Below are 14,619 nucleotides of genomic sequence, written 5' to 3'. Positions count from 1 at the left end.
GTCCCCTCCAGCGGCACACCTGCATGTTACTTGCGGTAACCGTACTATGTTACTGCCGGGTAGAAGAAGTCAACTCGTGATCATTCCCCGGCAGCCCGTTCGAGATGTCCGGCCCCGTCAGTGTTACTTTGCGCAGGCGTCACCGAACCAGTACGGGTGGGGAGATCTCATGGACACCACGCAGCGGACCGATCAGCAGCGGTCCGCCGACCGCCGACGGCGCGAGCTGCTGGAGGCCGCCGACCGGGTGGTGCTGCGCGACGGCCCGCACGCGTCGATGAACGCCATCGCCGCCGAGGCCGGCATCACCAAGCCGATCCTCTACCGCCACTTCGGCGACAAGGGAGGGCTGTACGCCGCCCTCGCCCAGCGGCACACCGACGCCCTGCTCGCCTCCCTGCGGGCCGCGCTGGACGCCCCCGCGGACCGTCGGGAGCGCGTGGAGTCGACGCTGGACACCTACCTCGCGGCCATCGAGGCCCGCCCGCAGGTCTACCGCTTCCTGATGCACCCGGCGGAGGGCGGCCAGGGCACCGACCAGGGCTTCGACGTCGGCAGGCACTCCGCTCCGCTGCTGCGCCGCATGGGCGAGGAACTGGCCCGGGTCATCGAGGAGCGGCTCGACCTGGGACCGGCCGGACAGCAGCTGGCCCGCGTGTGGGGTCACGGCATCGTCGGCATGATGCACGCGGCCGGCGACTGGTGGCTGGGCGAGCGGCCCTGCTCGCGGGCGGAACTCGTACGCAGCCTGGCGGACCTGCTGTGGGGACGGCTGGCGGCGGTGGACGACAAGACGGGCGGCCCCGGTTTCTGAGCCGCGCCCCCGGGCCCGGCGCGCGTCACCGTCCGGCTCCGCGGCGGGACGCGGCCGGCCGCCGACGCCCCGCGGCCGCGCGGTGGTTCACCGACCCCACGGTGCCCGCGCGGCCTGCCTCAGCAGCCGGCCGCGCCGCCACCCCGTGAGGCGGTCGGCGTACACCCGGCCGTCGAGGTGATCGCACTCGTGCTGGAGGCAGCGCGCGAAGAACCCCGTCCCGTGCACGGTGACCGGCTCACCGGTCACCGTGAGGCCCTCGACCACCGCGTGGTCGTAGCGCTCCGTCCCCGCCTCCAGGCCCGGCAGGGACAGGCAGCCCTCCGGCCCGCGGATCTCCACTCCGTCCGCCTCCACCAGCCGCGGGTTGACCAGATGACCGAGGTGGCGCACGTCCTCGTCGTCCGGGCAGTCGTACACGAAGACGCGCAGCGGCAGCCCGATCTGGTTCGCAGCGAGGCCCACTCCGCCCGCCGCGTACATCGTCGCAAACAAGTCCTCCACCACCTGGAACAGTTCGGGACCGAAGTCGGTGACCTCCTCGCAGGGGGCGTGCAGAACGGTGCTGCCGAGCAGGGAAAGGGGCCGGACGCGCCCGCGGGCGCCCGGGATCGAGCCGTGTCGCATGGCGGCAAGGGTACGGTTCCCTCTGCCCCTGCCGACCGCGCGGGCATGGGCGGGATTCGGGAGCGTCAACAGATCTCGATAGGCTGAGGTCCACACCACGTTGCCGAATGGCTCAACGCGCGGCGCGTACGCAAGGAGGATCGAGAACTGATGGCAGGCAACTCGGACCCGCTCACGCCGCGGGCCAAGCTGGCCGTGACCGCGGGCAAGGCGGTCGCTGCGGCATCGCGGGCCGCTGGACGCGGCAGCGGTTCGGTGATCGGTGGTCGGGTGGCCCTCAAACTCGACCCCGATCTACTGGCCCGGCTCGCCCAGCACCTGGACGTGATCCTGGTCTCGGCGACCAACGGCAAGACCACGACCACCCGGCTCATCGCCGAGGCCCTGGGGGCCGCGGGCCCGGTCGTGTCCAACGCGCTCGGCGCGAACATGCCCGCGGGCATCACCTCCGCGCTCGCCGGCGGCTCGGAATCGAAGTTCGGCGTGATAGAGGTCGACGAGAAGTACCTCGCGGGCGTGGCCCGGGACACCGACCCCAAGTGCATCGCGCTGCTCAACCTCTCCCGCGACCAGCTCGACCGGGCCGGTGAGACCCGGATGCTCGCCGAGAACTGGCGCGAGGCGCTGAGCGGGTCCAAGGCCGTGCTCGTCGCCAACTGCGACGACCCGCTGGTGGTGTGGGCCGCGTCCTCGTCCCCCAACGTGATCTGGGTGGCCGCCGGGCAGATGTGGAAGGACGACGCCTGGTCCTGCCCGTCCTGCGGCGGAGTGATGCAGCGCCCGGGCGACGACTGGTTCTGCGGCGAGTGCGGCTTCCGCCGGCCCACCCCCAGCTGGGCCCTGTCCGGCGACCACGTCCTCGACCCGCACGGCTCCGCCTGGCCGATCCACCTTCAGCTGCCGGGCCGCGCCAACAAGGCCAACGCCGCCTCCTCCGCGGCCGTCGCCGCCGTCTTCGGGGTGCCGCCGCAGGTCGCCCTGGAGCGGATGTACCAGGTGCAGGCGGTCGCCGGCCGTTACGACGTCGTGCAGTTCCAGGGCCGCGACCTGCGCCTGCTGCTGGCGAAGAACCCGGCCGGCTGGCTGGAGACGTTCTCCCTGATCGACCCGCCGCCCGCCCCGGTCATCCTGTCGGTCAACGCGCGCAGCGCCGACGGCACCGACACCTCCTGGCTGTGGGACGTCGACTACACGCGCCTGACCGGCCACCCGCTCTTCGTGCTCGGCGACCGGAAGCTGGACCTCGCGGTGCGCCTGGAGGTCGCGGGCCAGCAGTTCCAGGTCTGCGAGAGCCTGGACGAGGCCGTGCAGCAGGCCCCGGCCGGCCGGATCGAGGTCATCGCCAACTACACCGCGTTCCAGGACCTGCGCCGCCGCGTCGGCAACTGACCACAAAGGACGAGCACTTCATGAGTGACAACCAACTGCGGCTGGTGTGGATCTACCCGGACCTGCTGAGCACCTACGGCGACCAGGGCAACGTCCTCGTGGTGGAGCGCCGGGCCCGCCAGCGCGGCCTGGACGTGGCCCGTCTCGACGTGCGCAGCGACCAGCCGATCCCGACCTCCGGCGACATCTACCTCATCGGCGGCGGCGAGGACCGGCCGCAGCGGCTGGCGGCGGAGCGGCTGCGCCGCGACGGGAGCCTGCACAGGGCGGTGGAGAACGGCGCGATCGTCTTCTCCGTCTGCGCCGGGTACCAGATCCTCGGCCACGAGTTCGTCAACGACCTCGGGCAGCGCGAGCCGGGACTCGGCCTGCTCGACGTCGTGTCGGTGCGCGGTGAGGGCGAGCGGTGCGTCGGCGACGTGCTGGGCGACGTCGACCCGCGGCTCGGCCTGCCCTCGCTGACCGGGTTCGAGAACCACCAGGGCGTCACCCACCTCGGCCCCACCGCCCGCCCGTTCGCCCAGGTCCGCCTGGGCCGGGGCAACGGCACGGGCGACGGCACGGAGGGCGCCTACAACGACACCGTCTTCGGCACGTACATGCACGGGCCGGTGCTGGCCCGCAACCCGCTGATCGCGGACCTGCTGCTGAAGCTGGCCCTCGACGTCAACGCGCTGCCGCCGACCGACGACCACTGGTACGAGGCGCTGCGCAACGAGCGCATCGCGGCTGCGCAGCAGCCTGCGTGAGAACAGGTGCGCAGCAGCCTGCGTGAGAACAGGTGCGCAGCAGCCCGCGTGAGAGTTGCGCGACGGCCGCGGCGGGAGCCCGTCTGACAGGGTGTCCGCACAGGTGAGCGTGGCCGTCCAGCAGGCGGACGCACGGTTCGGCCCCGCCGCCCGGTGCCGCTAGGGTGGCGGGGACCGACCGGACAACGTGGTCCGGTCCCCGCGCCCACGTTGAGAAGGTTATTCGGGCTATGCGCATTGGCGTGCTCACCTCCGGCGGCGACTGTCCCGGCCTGAACGCCGTCATCCGTTCCGTCGTGCACCGTGCCGTCGTCGACCACGGCGACGAGGTCATCGGCTTCCGCGACGGCTGGAAGGGCCTCCTGGAGTGCGACTACCTCAAGCTCGACCTCGACGCGGTGAGCGGCATCCTCGCCCGCGGCGGGACCATCCTCGGCTCCTCCCGGGTCCGTCCCGAGCACCTGCGGGACGGCGTGCAGCGGGCCAGGGGTCACGTCGAGGAGCTGGGGCTCGACGCGATCATCCCGATCGGCGGCGAGGGCACCCTCAAGGCGGCCCGGCTGCTGTCGGACAACGGCCTGCCGATCGTCGGCGTGCCCAAGACCATCGACAACGACATCGCGGTCACGGACCTCACCTTCGGCTTCGACACCGCCGTGACCGTCGCCACCGAGGCCCTGGACCGGCTGAAGACCACCGCCGAGTCCCACCAGCGGATGCTGATCGTGGAGGTCATGGGCCGTCACACCGGCTGGATCGCGCTCCAGTCCGGCATGGCGGCCGGCGCCCACGCCATCGTCGTTCCTGAACGCCCCTTCGACATCGAGGAGTTGGCAGCGAAGGTCGGCGAGCGGTTCGAGGCGGGCAAGCGGTTCGCGATCGTCGTGGCCGCGGAGGGCGCCAAGCCCAGGGCGGGCACCATGGACTTCGACGAGGGCGGCAAGGACGTCTACGGCCACGAGCGGTTCGCCGGCGTCGCCCGGCAGCTCTCCCTCGAACTGGAGCAGCGGCTCGGCAAGGAGGCCCGGCCGGTGATCCTCGGGCACGTCCAGCGCGGCGGCACGCCGACGGCGTACGACCGGGTGCTGGCCACCCGGTTCGGCTGGCACGCCGTGGAGGCGGTGCACCGCGGGGAGTTCGGCCGGATGACGGCGCTGCGCGGCACGGACATCGTGATGGTGTCCCTGGCCGAGGCGGTGGCGACCCTCAAGACGGTCCCGGCGGATCGGTACGCCGAGGCGGAGTGCGTGCTGTAGGACACACCGCACGTCCCCATCGCCCCCGGTCGCAGCTGCGGCCGGGGGCGGTTCTACTCTGGGTGCGGACAGACAGCTGTGGACAGACAGCGCACAATCCCCATGAATCAGGAGCCGGCGGATGGATCACAGCGGGCACGGCATGATGACGGATCTGCCGCCGTTCACGCTGGGACGCGGTCTCGAGTGGTCCGCGGACCCGTTCTTCCTCGTCGCCTGCCTGCTGGGGCTCGGTCTGTACGGCTGGGGTGTGGTGCGGCTGCGGCGGCGCGGCGACGCCTGGCCGGTGGGCCGGACGGTGGCGTACGTCATCGGTGTGCTGACCGTGGCCCTGGTGATGTGCACCAAGCTGAACGACTACGGCATGGTCATGTTCAGCGTGCACATGGTCCAGCACATGGTCATCAGCATGCTGTCGCCGATCCTGATCCTGCTCGGCGGCCCGATCACCCTGGCGCTGCGCGCGCTGCCGGTGGCCGCAAGGGGCCGCAAGGGGCCGCGTGAGCTGCTGCTGGCCCTGCTGCACAGCCGGTACCTGCGGGTCGTCACGCATCCCGCCTTCACCATCCCGATGTTCGTCGCGAGCCTGTACGCCCTGTATTTCACGCCGCTGTTCGACTTCCTGATGGGCTCGATGGCCGGGCACATCGCGATGATGGTGCACTTCCTCGCGGTGGGCCTGGTGTTCTTCTGGCCGATCATGGGCGTCGACCCGGGCCCGAACCGGCCCGGCTACCTCATGCGGATGCTGGAGCTGTTCGCGGGCATGCCGTTCCACGCGTTCTTCGGCATCGCGCTGATGATGGCGACCACGCCCATGGTGAACACCTTCAAGAACCCGCCCGCCTCGCTCGGCATCGACGCCCTGACCGACCAGAACGCGGCCGGCGGCATCGCCTGGGCGTTCAGCGAGGTCCCCTCGGTCCTGGTGCTGCTCGCCCTGCTCTTCCAGTGGTACGCCTCCGAACAGCGCCAGGCCCGCCGCAAGGACCGCGCCGCGGAGCGCGACGGAGACAAGGAACTCGAGGCGTACAACGCGTACCTGGCGTCCCTCAACGCACGGGGCAACTGAGCAAGCGGGCCGCCCGGACGGGGCGGGGGTGTGGCGGCGCCGCCACACCCCCGCCCCGTCCGCGTCTACGCCGTCCCGCCGGAACAAGCCTGTTGTGGGGGGATGCCGATGGGCCGAACCGGGGCACCATGGAGGTTACGGACCATGAGGAGGGCGCCGCGATGCACGGTTCCACGGACGGTTCCACGAAGGCGATGGGGGTGCTCACCGTCGGCTCGCTGGTCGCGGTGACGGCCTACACGGTGGCACTCGGCGGCAACGGCTGGCTGTGGTTCGGCTGGGTCGTGCTGGGCCTGGTCACGCTGGGCATGGTGGTCACCCGCGGCACCTGAGGAGGCTCACTCCCCGGTGAGCCGCGTCGCCGAGTGGACGCCCGGCTGGTACTTCGGCAGCCGGGCGCTGACCTTCATTCCCGCACCCGGCGCGGTCTCGATGACCAGCCCGTGCCCGTCGCCGTAGACCTGGCGGAGCCGGTCGTCGACGTTGGACAGGCCGATGCCGCCGGAGGGGCTGTCCTCACCCGCGAGGATGCGGCGCAGCAGGCCGGGGTCCATGCCGACCCCGTCGTCCTCGATGACGACCACCGCCTCGGCGCCCGCGTCCCGCGCGGTGATCCTGATGTGGCAGGTGCCGGTCTTGCCCTCCAGGCCGTGCTTGACGGCGTTCTCCACCAGCGGTTGCAGGCACAGGAACGGCAGCGCGATGGGAAGCACCTCGGGCGCGATCTGGAGGGTGACCGACAGGCGGTCGCCGAAGCGGGCCCGTACGAGCGCCAGGTAGTGCTCGATGGCGTGGAGTTCGTCGGCGAGCGTGGTGAAGTCGCCGTGCCTGCGGAACGAGTAGCGGGTGAAGTCGGCGAACTCCAGCAGCAGGTCCCGCGCCCGCTCGGGGTCGGTGCGGACGAACGAGGCGATCACCGCGAGCGAGTTGAAGATGAAGTGCGGGGAGATCTGCGCGCGCAGGGCCTTGATCTCGGCCTCGATGAGCCGGGTGCGGGACCGGTCGAGGTCCGCGAGTTCCAGTTGCACGGAGACCCAGCGGGCGACCTCGGCCGCGGCGCGGGCCAGCACGGCCGACTCGCGGGGAGCGCAGGCGACGAGGGCGCCGTGGACGCGGTCGTCGACGGTGAGCGGGGTGACGACGGCCCAGCGCACCGGGCAGTCCGGGCTCCGGCAGCTGAGCCGGAAGGCCTCGCCGCGGCCGGTCTCCAGGGCCCCGGTGACGCGTTCCATGATCTCGGTGCGGTGGTGGCCGCCCACGCCGTCCCAGGCGAGGACCCGCGCGTCGTCCGTGAGGCACAGGGCGTCGGTGCCGAGCAGGGAGCGCAGCCGGCGGGCCGATCTGCGGGCGGTCTCCTCCGTCAGCCCGGCCCGCAGCGGGGGTGCGGCGAGCGAGGCGGCGTGCAGGGTCTGGAAGGTGGCGTGCTCGACGGGGGTGCCGAGCCCGCCGAGGGTCTGCGGGCGGGCGGTGCGCCGGCCGAGCCAGTACCCGGCGGCGAGCAGCGGCAGCGCGGCCGCGCACAGCCCGGCGAGGAAGCCGCTCATCCCGTCACCTCCGCCCGCAGTTGCTCGGGCAGGTGGAACCGGGCCAGGACGGCCGCGGTGCCGGCCGGCACCCGGCCGGGTGTGGCCAGGGACACCAGCATCATCGTGAGGAAGCCCAGCGGCACCGACCACAGGGCGGGCCAGGCGAGCAGCGCGTGCAGCGGCCCGGTGCCGGGGAAGCCGGCCATGGTCACGGCGACGGCGACGAGCGCGGCGCCGCCACCCGCCAGCATCCCGGCGGCCGCGCCGGGCGGGGTGAGCCGCCGCCACCAGATGCCGAGGACGAGCAGGGGGCAGAAGGAGGAGGCGGACACCGCGAAGGCGAGCCCGACCGCGTCGGCGACGGGCAGCCCGCCGACCAGGACGCTCGCGGCGAGCGGTACGGCCATGGCGAGCACCGTGCCCAGCCGGAAGTGGCGTACCCCGCGCGAGGGCAGCACGTCCTGGGTGAGCACCCCGGCCACCGCCATGGTCACGCCGGAGGCGGTCGACAGGAACGCGGCGAACGCGCCGCCCGCGACCAGCGCGCCCAGCAGGTCCCCGCCCAGGCCGCCGATCACCCGGTCGGGCAGCAGCAGCACGGCGGCGTCCGCGCTCCCGGTGAGGGTGAGTTCGGGGGCGTAGACGCGGCCGAGCGCGCCGTACACCGGAGGCAGCAGGTAGAAGCCGCCGATCAGGCCGAGCACGGCCACCGTGGTACGGCGCGCGGCCACGCCGTGCGGGCTGGTGTAGAAGCGGACGACGACGTGCGGCAGGCCCATGGTGCCGAGGAAGGTGGCGAGGATCAGCCCGTAGGTGGCGTACAGCGGGCGTTCCTCGCGGCCCGCGGCCAGGGAGGTGGACATGCCGCCGCTGCCGCCGTGGGCGGCCACCGGGACTCCGGCGCCCCGGGCGAAGGTGAGCCGGGTGCCGCCCTCGACGCGGTGCGTCCCGGCCGGGAGGTTCACCTGCCGCTCGCGGTGGGCGCGGCCGTCGACGGTGCCGGTCACGGTGACGGTGAGCGGGCGTTCCAGCCTGAGGTCGAGGGTTTCCGCGACGCGCACGGTGCGCTGCTCGCGGAAGGCGGCCGGCTCGTCGTAGGCGCGGCGCGGCGCCCCGTCGCCCTGCCAGGCCAGGACGAGGAAGAGGGCGGGGACGAGCAGGGCGGTCAGTTTCAGCCAGTACTGGAAGGCCTGGACGAAGGTGATGCTGCGCATCCCGCCCGCGGCGACGATGGCGACCACGACGACGGCGACGATCACCGCGCCGAGCGCGTCGGGCGCCCCGGTCAGCACCGCCAGGGTGAGTCCGGCCCCCTGGAGCTGCGGCAGCAGGTAGAGCCAGCCGACGCCGACGACGAAGGCGCCCGCGAGCCGCCGCACGCCCTGGGAGGCGAGCCGGGCCTCGGCGAAGTCGGGCAGCGTGTACGCCCCGGACCGGCGCAGCGGGGCGGCGACGAACAGGAGCAGGACGAGATAGCCGGCCGTGTAGCCGACGGGGTACCACAGCATGTCGGCGCCCTGGACGAGGACCAGGCCGGCTATGCCCAGGAACGAGGCCGCGGAGAGGTACTCCCCGCTGATGGCGGCCGCGTTCAGGCGCGGGCCCACGGTGCGGGAGGCGACGTAGAAGTCGGAGGTGGTGCGGGAGATGCGCAGGCCGAAGGCGCCGACGAGGATGGTGGCCACCACGACGAGGGCGACGGCGGGGACGGTGTAGGCGGAGTTCACGGCGCTCAGCGGTCTCCGACGAGCCGCACGAAGTCGCGTTCGTTGCGCTCGGCGCGGCGCACGTACCAGCGGGCGAGCAGCACCAGGGGGGCGTAGAGGCCGAAGCCGAGGACCGCCCACTTCAGCCGCCGGGCGTCGGGGGCCGCGGCGAACACCAGCGGCAGCGGGCCCACGAGGAGCACGAGCACCGCGAACACGGTGAGGCCGGCCCGTAGTTGGCTGCGCATCAGCGAGCGGACGTAGGTGTGGCCGAGGGTCGTCTGCTCGTCGATCTCCGTGCGCGGACGGTAGTGGCCCGGGGCCCGTCGCGTGCGCCGGGGCGGCCCGGTGACGACGACACGGCGTTCGGTCGGGTCCTGCGGCATGGCGTACATCCCCCTAGCGCGCGGTCCGGCGGATCAGCAGCTCGCGCAGTTCCCGCGCGTGCCGTCGGCTGACCTGGAGTTCCTCGGTGCCGACCAGGACGCTCACCGTGCCCGCGTCCAGGCGGAGTTCGCCGATGTGACGCAGGGCCACCAGGTACCGGCGGTGGATGCGGACGAAGCCGCGGGCGCGCCAGCGCTCCTCCAGGGTCGACAGCGGGATGCGCACCAGGTGGCTGCCCCTGCCGGTGTGCAGCCGGGCGTAGTCGCCCTGCGCCTCGGCGTGGGTGATGTCCTCGACGGCCACGAAGCGTGTCACACCGCCGAGTTCCACGGGCAGGTGGTCGGGATCGGGCTCGCTGACGGGTATCCGCGGGGCGGCGCCGCGCAGGTGGGCGGCGCGGCGGACGGCCTCGGCGAGGCGTTCCTTGCGGACGGGCTTGAGGAGGTAGTCGACGGCCTTGAGGTCGAAGGCCTGTACGGCGAAGTCCTCGTGGGCGGTGACGAACACGATCAGCGGCGGCGCGGCGAACCCGTTCAGCAGCCGGGCCAGGTCGAGGCCGTCCAGGCCCGGCATGTGGATGTCGAGGAAGACGACGTCGATCGCGTCGGGCCCGTCCGGGCCGGACTCCAGCGCCCGGTTGATGCGGCGCAGCGCCTCGGTCGCGTCGCCTGCGCCCTCCACGCCGGCGATCCGGGGATCGGCGTTCAGCAGGTACAGCAGCTCCTCGAGGGAGGGGCGTTCGTCGTCGACGGCGAGGGCACGCAGCATGAACGTGGAGTGTAGGGGCGAAAAGCGCGCTGTGACATGCACCGGGCACGGAGGCCCGCGCGCCCGCGCGCTGGATACAGTGCCGCCTTGACTTCCTCCCCCTCGTGACCGAGTGGGGATTCCTACGGCTCGCGCCGTGGGGTTTCCTGCTTCGCCGCCGACTGCCCGCCCGGAGTGCTCCGTTGAGGTCTTACACCGGCTCCACAGGCCGACACCGCCAGCCCGGCGGCCTTCAGGTTGTTCGCCGCGTTCACGTCGCGGTCATGGGTGACACCGCAGCCCTCGCACGTCCAGGTGCGCACGTGGAGCGGCATCCTGTCCTGCAGGGTTCCGCAGTGCGAGCACAGCTTGGAGGAGGGGAACCAGCGGTCGACCACGATCACCTCGCGCCCGTACCACTGGGCCTTGTACTCCAGCAGGCTGCGAAACTCGCCCCATGCCGCGTCGCTGATGGCGCGGGCGAGACGACCGTTGCTAAGCAGGTTCCGAACGGTCAGGTCCTCGATCACGATCGTTTGGTTTTCACGAACGAGCCGAGTGGTGAGCTTGTGCAGGTGATCCCGCCTGCGATCGGCGATACGCGCATGGATACGGGCGACCTTCCGGCGCGCCTTGGCCCGGTTGGCGCCGTCGCCCGGCGCCTTGCGGGGCAGCTCCCGCTGGGCCCTCGCCAGACGGGTACGGTCGCGTCGCTCGTGCTGGGGGTTGGTGACCTTCTCCCCGGTGGACAGGGTGAGCAGGTGGTCCAGGCCCGCGTCGATCCCGACCGCCGCATCGGTTGCGGGGAGCGGCTGGACGTGGGGGTCCTCCACCAGGAGGACCACATGCCAGCGTCCGGCCGCGTCCTGGGAGACGGTCACCGTGGACGGCTGGGCGCCCTCGGGCAGGGGACGGGACCAGACGATGTCCAGCGGTTCGGTCATCTTGGCCAGGGTCAGCCGGCCGCCTTGGAAGCGGAACGCGCTGGTGGTGTACTCGGCGGACTTGCGGGACTTCTTCCGCGACTTGAACCGCGGGTACTTCGCCCGCTTGCCGAAGAAGCTGGTGAACGCCGTCTGGAGGTGGCGGAGGGCCTGCTGGAGCGGGACGGAGGAGACGTCGTTGAGGTACGCGAGTTCCTCGGTCTCCTTCCACGCCGTCAGCATCGCCGACGTCGCGTTGTAGTTGACCCGCTCGGCCCGCAGTGTCCACGCCTCCGTGCGGGCCGCGAGCGCCAGGTTGTAGACCTTCCGCACGCACCCGAACGTGCGCGACAGCTCCGCTGCCTGCGCATCGGTCGGACAGAAGCGGTACTTGAACGCCCGCTTCACGCCAGTGGCCATAACTCACAAACTATCAAATCAGGTTGTGACCCCATGGCGGATTGTGGGTGGTGGACGCCGGATCGCCCTGGCGGCGATCCGGCTTTCCCTGCCCTGCTCCGCAGGAGTCCGATTCTCCCCCGCAAGCGGGCGGTACCCCCACCTCCGCCTGAAGGCGGGGGTTTCCTCGGAGGTCCCAGATGAACAGCAGGCCGGCACCGTTCGACGCACTCGACCGGAAGATCCTCACCGCCCTGATCGCGAACGCGCGCACCAGCTTCGCCGAGATCGGCACCGCCGTCGGTCTGTCCGCGACGGCCGTCAAGCGGCGCGTGGACCGGCTGCGCGAGACCGGCGTGATCACCGGGTTCACCGCCACGGTGAAGCCGGCGGCGCTGGGCTGGCGCACGGAGGCGTACGTCGAGGTGTACTGCGAGGGCGCGGCCCCGCCGCGGCGGCTGGCGGAGGTGGTGCGCCGCCATCCGGAGATCACGGCGGCGATGACGGTGACCGGCGGCGCGGACGCCCTGCTGCACGTGCGGGCGCGGGACGTGGAGCACTTCGAGGAGGTGCTGGAACGCATCCGTACCGAGCCGTTCATCCGCAAGACGATCAGCGTGATGGTGCTGTCCCATCTGCTGCCGGACAGTCCTGAGGCGGGCGCAAGCCAGCCTGCTCCCCCGGAGGGCGCAGCAGACGTGCGCTGAGGCCGGGAAACACGCAGCATCGCTGCTCGTACGCGCAGCTTTTGTTTCTTGTCGTCCGTCTTCGCCACTTCCTACCTTTGTGCCAACCCTGTCGACACCCAGGAAGCGGAGGGACCCCTCTGTGCCCGAATCCCGTGTGCCGCGCCGGCGGCGCTTCCTCGTCTGCGAACCCAGACACTTCGCCGTGCAGTACGCGATCAATCCCTGGATGCGTCCCGACGTCCCCGTGGACGTGTCCCTGGCCCAGCGGCAGTGGCATGAGCTGATGCGCGTCTACCGCGCCCACGGCCACACCGTCGACACCGTGGAGCCCGTGCCCGGCCTGCCCGACATGGTCTTCGCCGCCAACGCGGCGGTGGTCGTGGACGGCCGTGTCCTCGGCTCCCTCTTCCACGCGCCCGAGCGCCGTCCGGAGTCCCTCCCCTACGACACATGGTTCAAGTCGGCCGGTTTCGACGTCTACCGTCCGGAGTCGGTGTGCGAGGGCGAGGGCGACTTCGTGCCGGCCGGCCGCTGGATCCTGGCCGGCACCGGCTTCCGCACCACCCCTGAGGCCCATCGCGAGGCGCAGGAGTTCCTCGGTGCGCCGGTGATCGGCCTGACCCTGGTGGACCCGTACTTCTACCACCTGGACACCGCGCTGTTCGTCCTCGACGACGAGGGCGAGGGGAACATCGCGTACTACCCGGACGCGTTCTCGCCGGGCAGCCGCGAGGTCCTCGCCCGGCTGTACCCGGACGCGCTGATCGCCACCCGTGAGGACGCTCTGTCCTTCGGCCTGAACTCCGTCTCGGACGGCCACCACGTCTTCGTCTCGCCCGGGGCCACGGCCCTGGCCGAACAACTCGCCGACCGCGGCTACGCCCCCGTCCCCGTCGACCTGTCCGAGTTCCACAAGGCCGGCGGGGGAATCAAGTGCTGCACCCAGGAGATCCGCTGATGACCGCACCCGCCCGTACCCGTACCTCCGCGGAGCTGATCGAGGCCGAGGAGCCGGTCCTCGCGCACAACTACCATCCGCTGCCCGTGGTCGTGGCCCGCGCCGAGGGCACCTGGGTGGAGGACGTCGAGGGGCGCCGCTACCTCGACATGCTGGCCGGCTACTCGGCCCTCAACTTCGGTCACCGCCACCCCGCGCTGACCGAGGCGGCCCACCGCCAGCTCGACCGGCTCACCCTGACCTCGCGGGCGTTCCACAACGACCGCCTCGCCGAGTTCGCCGAGCGGCTGGCGGCGCTGACGGGGCAGGACATGGTGCTGCCGATGAACACCGGCGCCGAGGCGGTCGAGAGCGCCATCAAGGTCGCCCGCAAGTGGGCGTACGAGGTCAAGGGCGTCCCGGCCGACCGGGCGACGATCGTGGTCGCGGCGGACAACTTCCACGGCCGTACGACGACGATCGTCAGCTTCTCCACGGACGAGACGGCACGGTCCGGCTTCGGGCCGTTCACGCCGGGCTTCAAGGTCGTCCCGTACAACGATCCGGCGGCCCTGGAGGCGGCGATCGACGAGACGACGGCGGCGGTGCTGATCGAGCCGATCCAGGGCGAGGCCGGCGTGCTCATCCCCGACGACGGCTACCTCGCCGCCGTGCGGGAGCTGACCCGCCGCGCGGGCTGCCTGTTCATCGCGGACGAGATCCAGTCGGGCCTCGGCCGCACCGGGCGCACGCTCGCCGTCGAGCACGAGGACGTCGTCCCCGACGTCCTGCTGCTGGGCAAGGCCCTCGGCGGCGGCATCGTGCCGGTGTCCGCGGTCGTCGGGTCCCGGGAGGTGCTCGGGGTGCTGCGGCCGGGCGAGCACGGGTCGACGTTCGGCGGCAACCCGCTGGCCGCGGAGGTCGGCACGGCGGTGATCGGGCTCCTGGAGACGGGCGAGTTCCAGCTCCGGGCGGCGGAGCTGGGCAAGGTACTGCACGAGGGGCTCGTCCAGTTGGTCGGCCGGGGTGTGGTCGGTTTCCGCTCACGGGGGCTGTGGGCGGGCGTGGACGTGGATCCGGCGCTCGGCACCGGACGGGAGATCGGCGAGCGCCTGATGCGGGAGGGTGTCCTGGTCAAGGACACCCACGGTTCCACGATCCGGCTGGCGCCGCCGCTGACCATCACCGAGGGCGAGCTGCGCGCGGCGCTCGCCTCCCTGGAGAAGGTGCTGGCCGCCTGACGCGGCCGCCGGCGCCGGGGGCGGGGGGGGCCCGGCCGGGGCCCCCCCCCCCCCCGGGCCCCCCCCCCCCGCCGGGGGGCGGGGGGGGGGGGGGCGGGCTAAACCCGCGGGGGGGCGCCGGCATTTTGGTGGGCCCCCCCCCCCCGGCGGCACGTTT

15 protein-coding genes are annotated in these 14,619 nt (G+C 72.2%); 9 read left to right on the top strand and 6 right to left on the bottom strand.

The window, feature by feature from the left end:
* The first annotated feature begins 169 nt into the window (after window positions 1-169).
* The gene (locus ACIHCX_RS14880) at window positions 170-814 is read left to right on the top strand and encodes a TetR family transcriptional regulator (RefSeq protein WP_400029369.1); all 645 of its coding nucleotides are present in this window, start codon (window positions 170-172) and stop codon (window positions 812-814) included.
* An 87-nt stretch (window positions 815-901) separates the two neighbouring features.
* Here ACIHCX_RS14880 and def read toward each other — a convergent pair whose 3' ends face one another.
* Complete coding sequence (gene def, locus ACIHCX_RS14875; protein ID WP_400029368.1) at window positions 902-1,441, bottom strand: peptide deformylase; 540 nt, start codon at window positions 1,439-1,441, stop codon at window positions 902-904.
* A gap of 150 nt (window positions 1,442-1,591) precedes the next feature.
* On the opposite strand from def, the gene ACIHCX_RS14870 reads away from it, so the two are divergent.
* From ACIHCX_RS14870 to ACIHCX_RS14850, 5 genes are all read left to right on the top strand, one after another.
* Window positions 1,592-2,830: a MurT ligase domain-containing protein gene (locus ACIHCX_RS14870; protein ID WP_400029367.1), complete on the top strand. Its 1,239-nt coding sequence runs from the start codon at window positions 1,592-1,594 to the stop codon at window positions 2,828-2,830.
* 20 nt (window positions 2,831-2,850) lie between these two features.
* Window positions 2,851-3,579, top strand: coding sequence for a type 1 glutamine amidotransferase (locus ACIHCX_RS14865; RefSeq protein ID WP_400029366.1), 729 nt, complete (start codon window positions 2,851-2,853; stop codon window positions 3,577-3,579).
* A gap of 230 nt (window positions 3,580-3,809) precedes the next feature.
* A complete protein-coding gene (locus tag ACIHCX_RS14860) occupies window positions 3,810-4,835 on the top strand; it encodes a 6-phosphofructokinase (protein WP_400029365.1) in 1,026 nt (341 codons plus the stop codon).
* Between the two features lie 121 nt (window positions 4,836-4,956).
* Window positions 4,957-5,907 (top strand): cytochrome c oxidase assembly protein, encoded by a 951-nt coding sequence (locus ACIHCX_RS14855; protein ID WP_400029364.1) that lies wholly within the window; start codon window positions 4,957-4,959, stop codon window positions 5,905-5,907.
* Window positions 5,908-6,068: 161 nt separating this feature from the next.
* On the top strand, window positions 6,069-6,239 hold the full coding sequence (locus ACIHCX_RS14850) for a hypothetical protein (protein WP_400029363.1): 171 nt from the start codon (window positions 6,069-6,071) through the stop codon (window positions 6,237-6,239).
* 6 nt (window positions 6,240-6,245) lie between these two features.
* Here ACIHCX_RS14850 and ACIHCX_RS14845 read toward each other — a convergent pair whose 3' ends face one another.
* The 5 genes from ACIHCX_RS14845 to ACIHCX_RS14825 all read right to left on the bottom strand — a co-directional run bounded on the left by ACIHCX_RS14845 (window position 6,246) and on the right by ACIHCX_RS14825 (window position 11,616).
* Window positions 6,246-7,451 carry a sensor histidine kinase gene (locus ACIHCX_RS14845; protein WP_400029362.1) on the bottom strand — a complete coding sequence of 402 codons (1,206 nt, stop codon included), beginning with the start codon at window positions 7,449-7,451 and terminating at the stop codon, window positions 6,246-6,248.
* The gene (locus ACIHCX_RS14840) at window positions 7,448-9,160 is read right to left on the bottom strand and encodes a cation acetate symporter (protein ID WP_400029361.1); all 1,713 of its coding nucleotides are present in this window, start codon (window positions 9,158-9,160) and stop codon (window positions 7,448-7,450) included. The genes ACIHCX_RS14845 and ACIHCX_RS14840 overlap by 4 nt, the downstream gene beginning before the upstream one ends.
* A 5-nt stretch (window positions 9,161-9,165) precedes the next feature.
* Window positions 9,166-9,525 carry a hypothetical protein gene (locus tag ACIHCX_RS14835; RefSeq protein WP_400029360.1) on the bottom strand — a complete coding sequence of 120 codons (360 nt, stop codon included), beginning with the start codon at window positions 9,523-9,525 and terminating at the stop codon, window positions 9,166-9,168.
* Window positions 9,526-9,538: 13 nt separating this feature from the next.
* The gene (locus tag ACIHCX_RS14830; RefSeq protein WP_400029359.1) at window positions 9,539-10,294 is read right to left on the bottom strand and encodes a LytR/AlgR family response regulator transcription factor; all 756 of its coding nucleotides are present in this window, start codon (window positions 10,292-10,294) and stop codon (window positions 9,539-9,541) included.
* A gap of 122 nt (window positions 10,295-10,416) precedes the next feature.
* Entirely contained in the window at window positions 10,417-11,616 is a 1,200-nt protein-coding gene (locus tag ACIHCX_RS14825) for an RNA-guided endonuclease InsQ/TnpB family protein (protein ID WP_400029358.1), read from the bottom strand.
* 179 nt (window positions 11,617-11,795) lie between these two features.
* Between ACIHCX_RS14825 and ACIHCX_RS14820 the strand changes: the two genes are divergently transcribed.
* The 3 genes from ACIHCX_RS14820 to rocD all read left to right on the top strand — a co-directional run bounded on the left by ACIHCX_RS14820 (window position 11,796) and on the right by rocD (window position 14,462).
* Complete coding sequence (locus ACIHCX_RS14820; RefSeq protein WP_400029357.1) at window positions 11,796-12,302, top strand: Lrp/AsnC family transcriptional regulator; 507 nt, start codon at window positions 11,796-11,798, stop codon at window positions 12,300-12,302.
* Between the two features lie 121 nt (window positions 12,303-12,423).
* Complete coding sequence (ddaH, locus tag ACIHCX_RS14815) at window positions 12,424-13,242, top strand: dimethylargininase (RefSeq protein WP_400029356.1); 819 nt, start codon at window positions 12,424-12,426, stop codon at window positions 13,240-13,242.
* The gene (gene rocD / locus ACIHCX_RS14810; protein WP_400029355.1) at window positions 13,242-14,462 is read left to right on the top strand and encodes an ornithine--oxo-acid transaminase; all 1,221 of its coding nucleotides are present in this window, start codon (window positions 13,242-13,244) and stop codon (window positions 14,460-14,462) included. The genes ddaH and rocD overlap by 1 nt, the downstream gene beginning before the upstream one ends.
* Window positions 14,463-14,619 lie beyond the last annotated feature (157 nt).

The organism is Streptomyces sp. NPDC052043 (assembly GCF_044548235.1).
Classification (GTDB): Bacteria; Actinomycetota; Actinomycetes; order Streptomycetales; family Streptomycetaceae; genus Streptomyces.
The sequence above is the reverse complement of the archived record's forward strand: the minus strand, read 5'-3'. Positions and strand labels throughout refer to the sequence as shown.

Coding starts and splice junctions, on each gene's coding strand:
- rocD (WP_400029355.1), top strand. CDS start 13,242: ATGACCGCACCCGCCCGTACCCGTACCTCCGCGGAGCTGATCGAGGCC.
- ACIHCX_RS14860 (WP_400029365.1), top strand. CDS start 3,810: ATGCGCATTGGCGTGCTCACCTCCGGCGGCGACTGTCCCGGCCTGAAC.
- def (WP_400029368.1), bottom strand. CDS start 1,441: ATGCGACACGGCTCGATCCCGGGCGCCCGCGGGCGCGTCCGGCCCCTT.
- ACIHCX_RS14865 (WP_400029366.1), top strand. CDS start 2,851: ATGAGTGACAACCAACTGCGGCTGGTGTGGATCTACCCGGACCTGCTG.
- ACIHCX_RS14880 (WP_400029369.1), top strand. CDS start 170: ATGGACACCACGCAGCGGACCGATCAGCAGCGGTCCGCCGACCGCCGA.
- ACIHCX_RS14835 (WP_400029360.1), bottom strand. CDS start 9,525: ATGCCGCAGGACCCGACCGAACGCCGTGTCGTCGTCACCGGGCCGCCC.
- ACIHCX_RS14855 (WP_400029364.1), top strand. CDS start 4,957: ATGGATCACAGCGGGCACGGCATGATGACGGATCTGCCGCCGTTCACG.
- ACIHCX_RS14820 (WP_400029357.1), top strand. CDS start 11,796: ATGAACAGCAGGCCGGCACCGTTCGACGCACTCGACCGGAAGATCCTC.
- ACIHCX_RS14845 (WP_400029362.1), bottom strand. CDS start 7,451: ATGAGCGGCTTCCTCGCCGGGCTGTGCGCGGCCGCGCTGCCGCTGCTC.
- ACIHCX_RS14830 (WP_400029359.1), bottom strand. CDS start 10,294: ATGCTGCGTGCCCTCGCCGTCGACGACGAACGCCCCTCCCTCGAGGAG.
- ACIHCX_RS14870 (WP_400029367.1), top strand. CDS start 1,592: ATGGCAGGCAACTCGGACCCGCTCACGCCGCGGGCCAAGCTGGCCGTG.
- ACIHCX_RS14825 (WP_400029358.1), bottom strand. CDS start 11,616: ATGGCCACTGGCGTGAAGCGGGCGTTCAAGTACCGCTTCTGTCCGACC.
- ACIHCX_RS14850 (WP_400029363.1), top strand. CDS start 6,069: ATGCACGGTTCCACGGACGGTTCCACGAAGGCGATGGGGGTGCTCACC.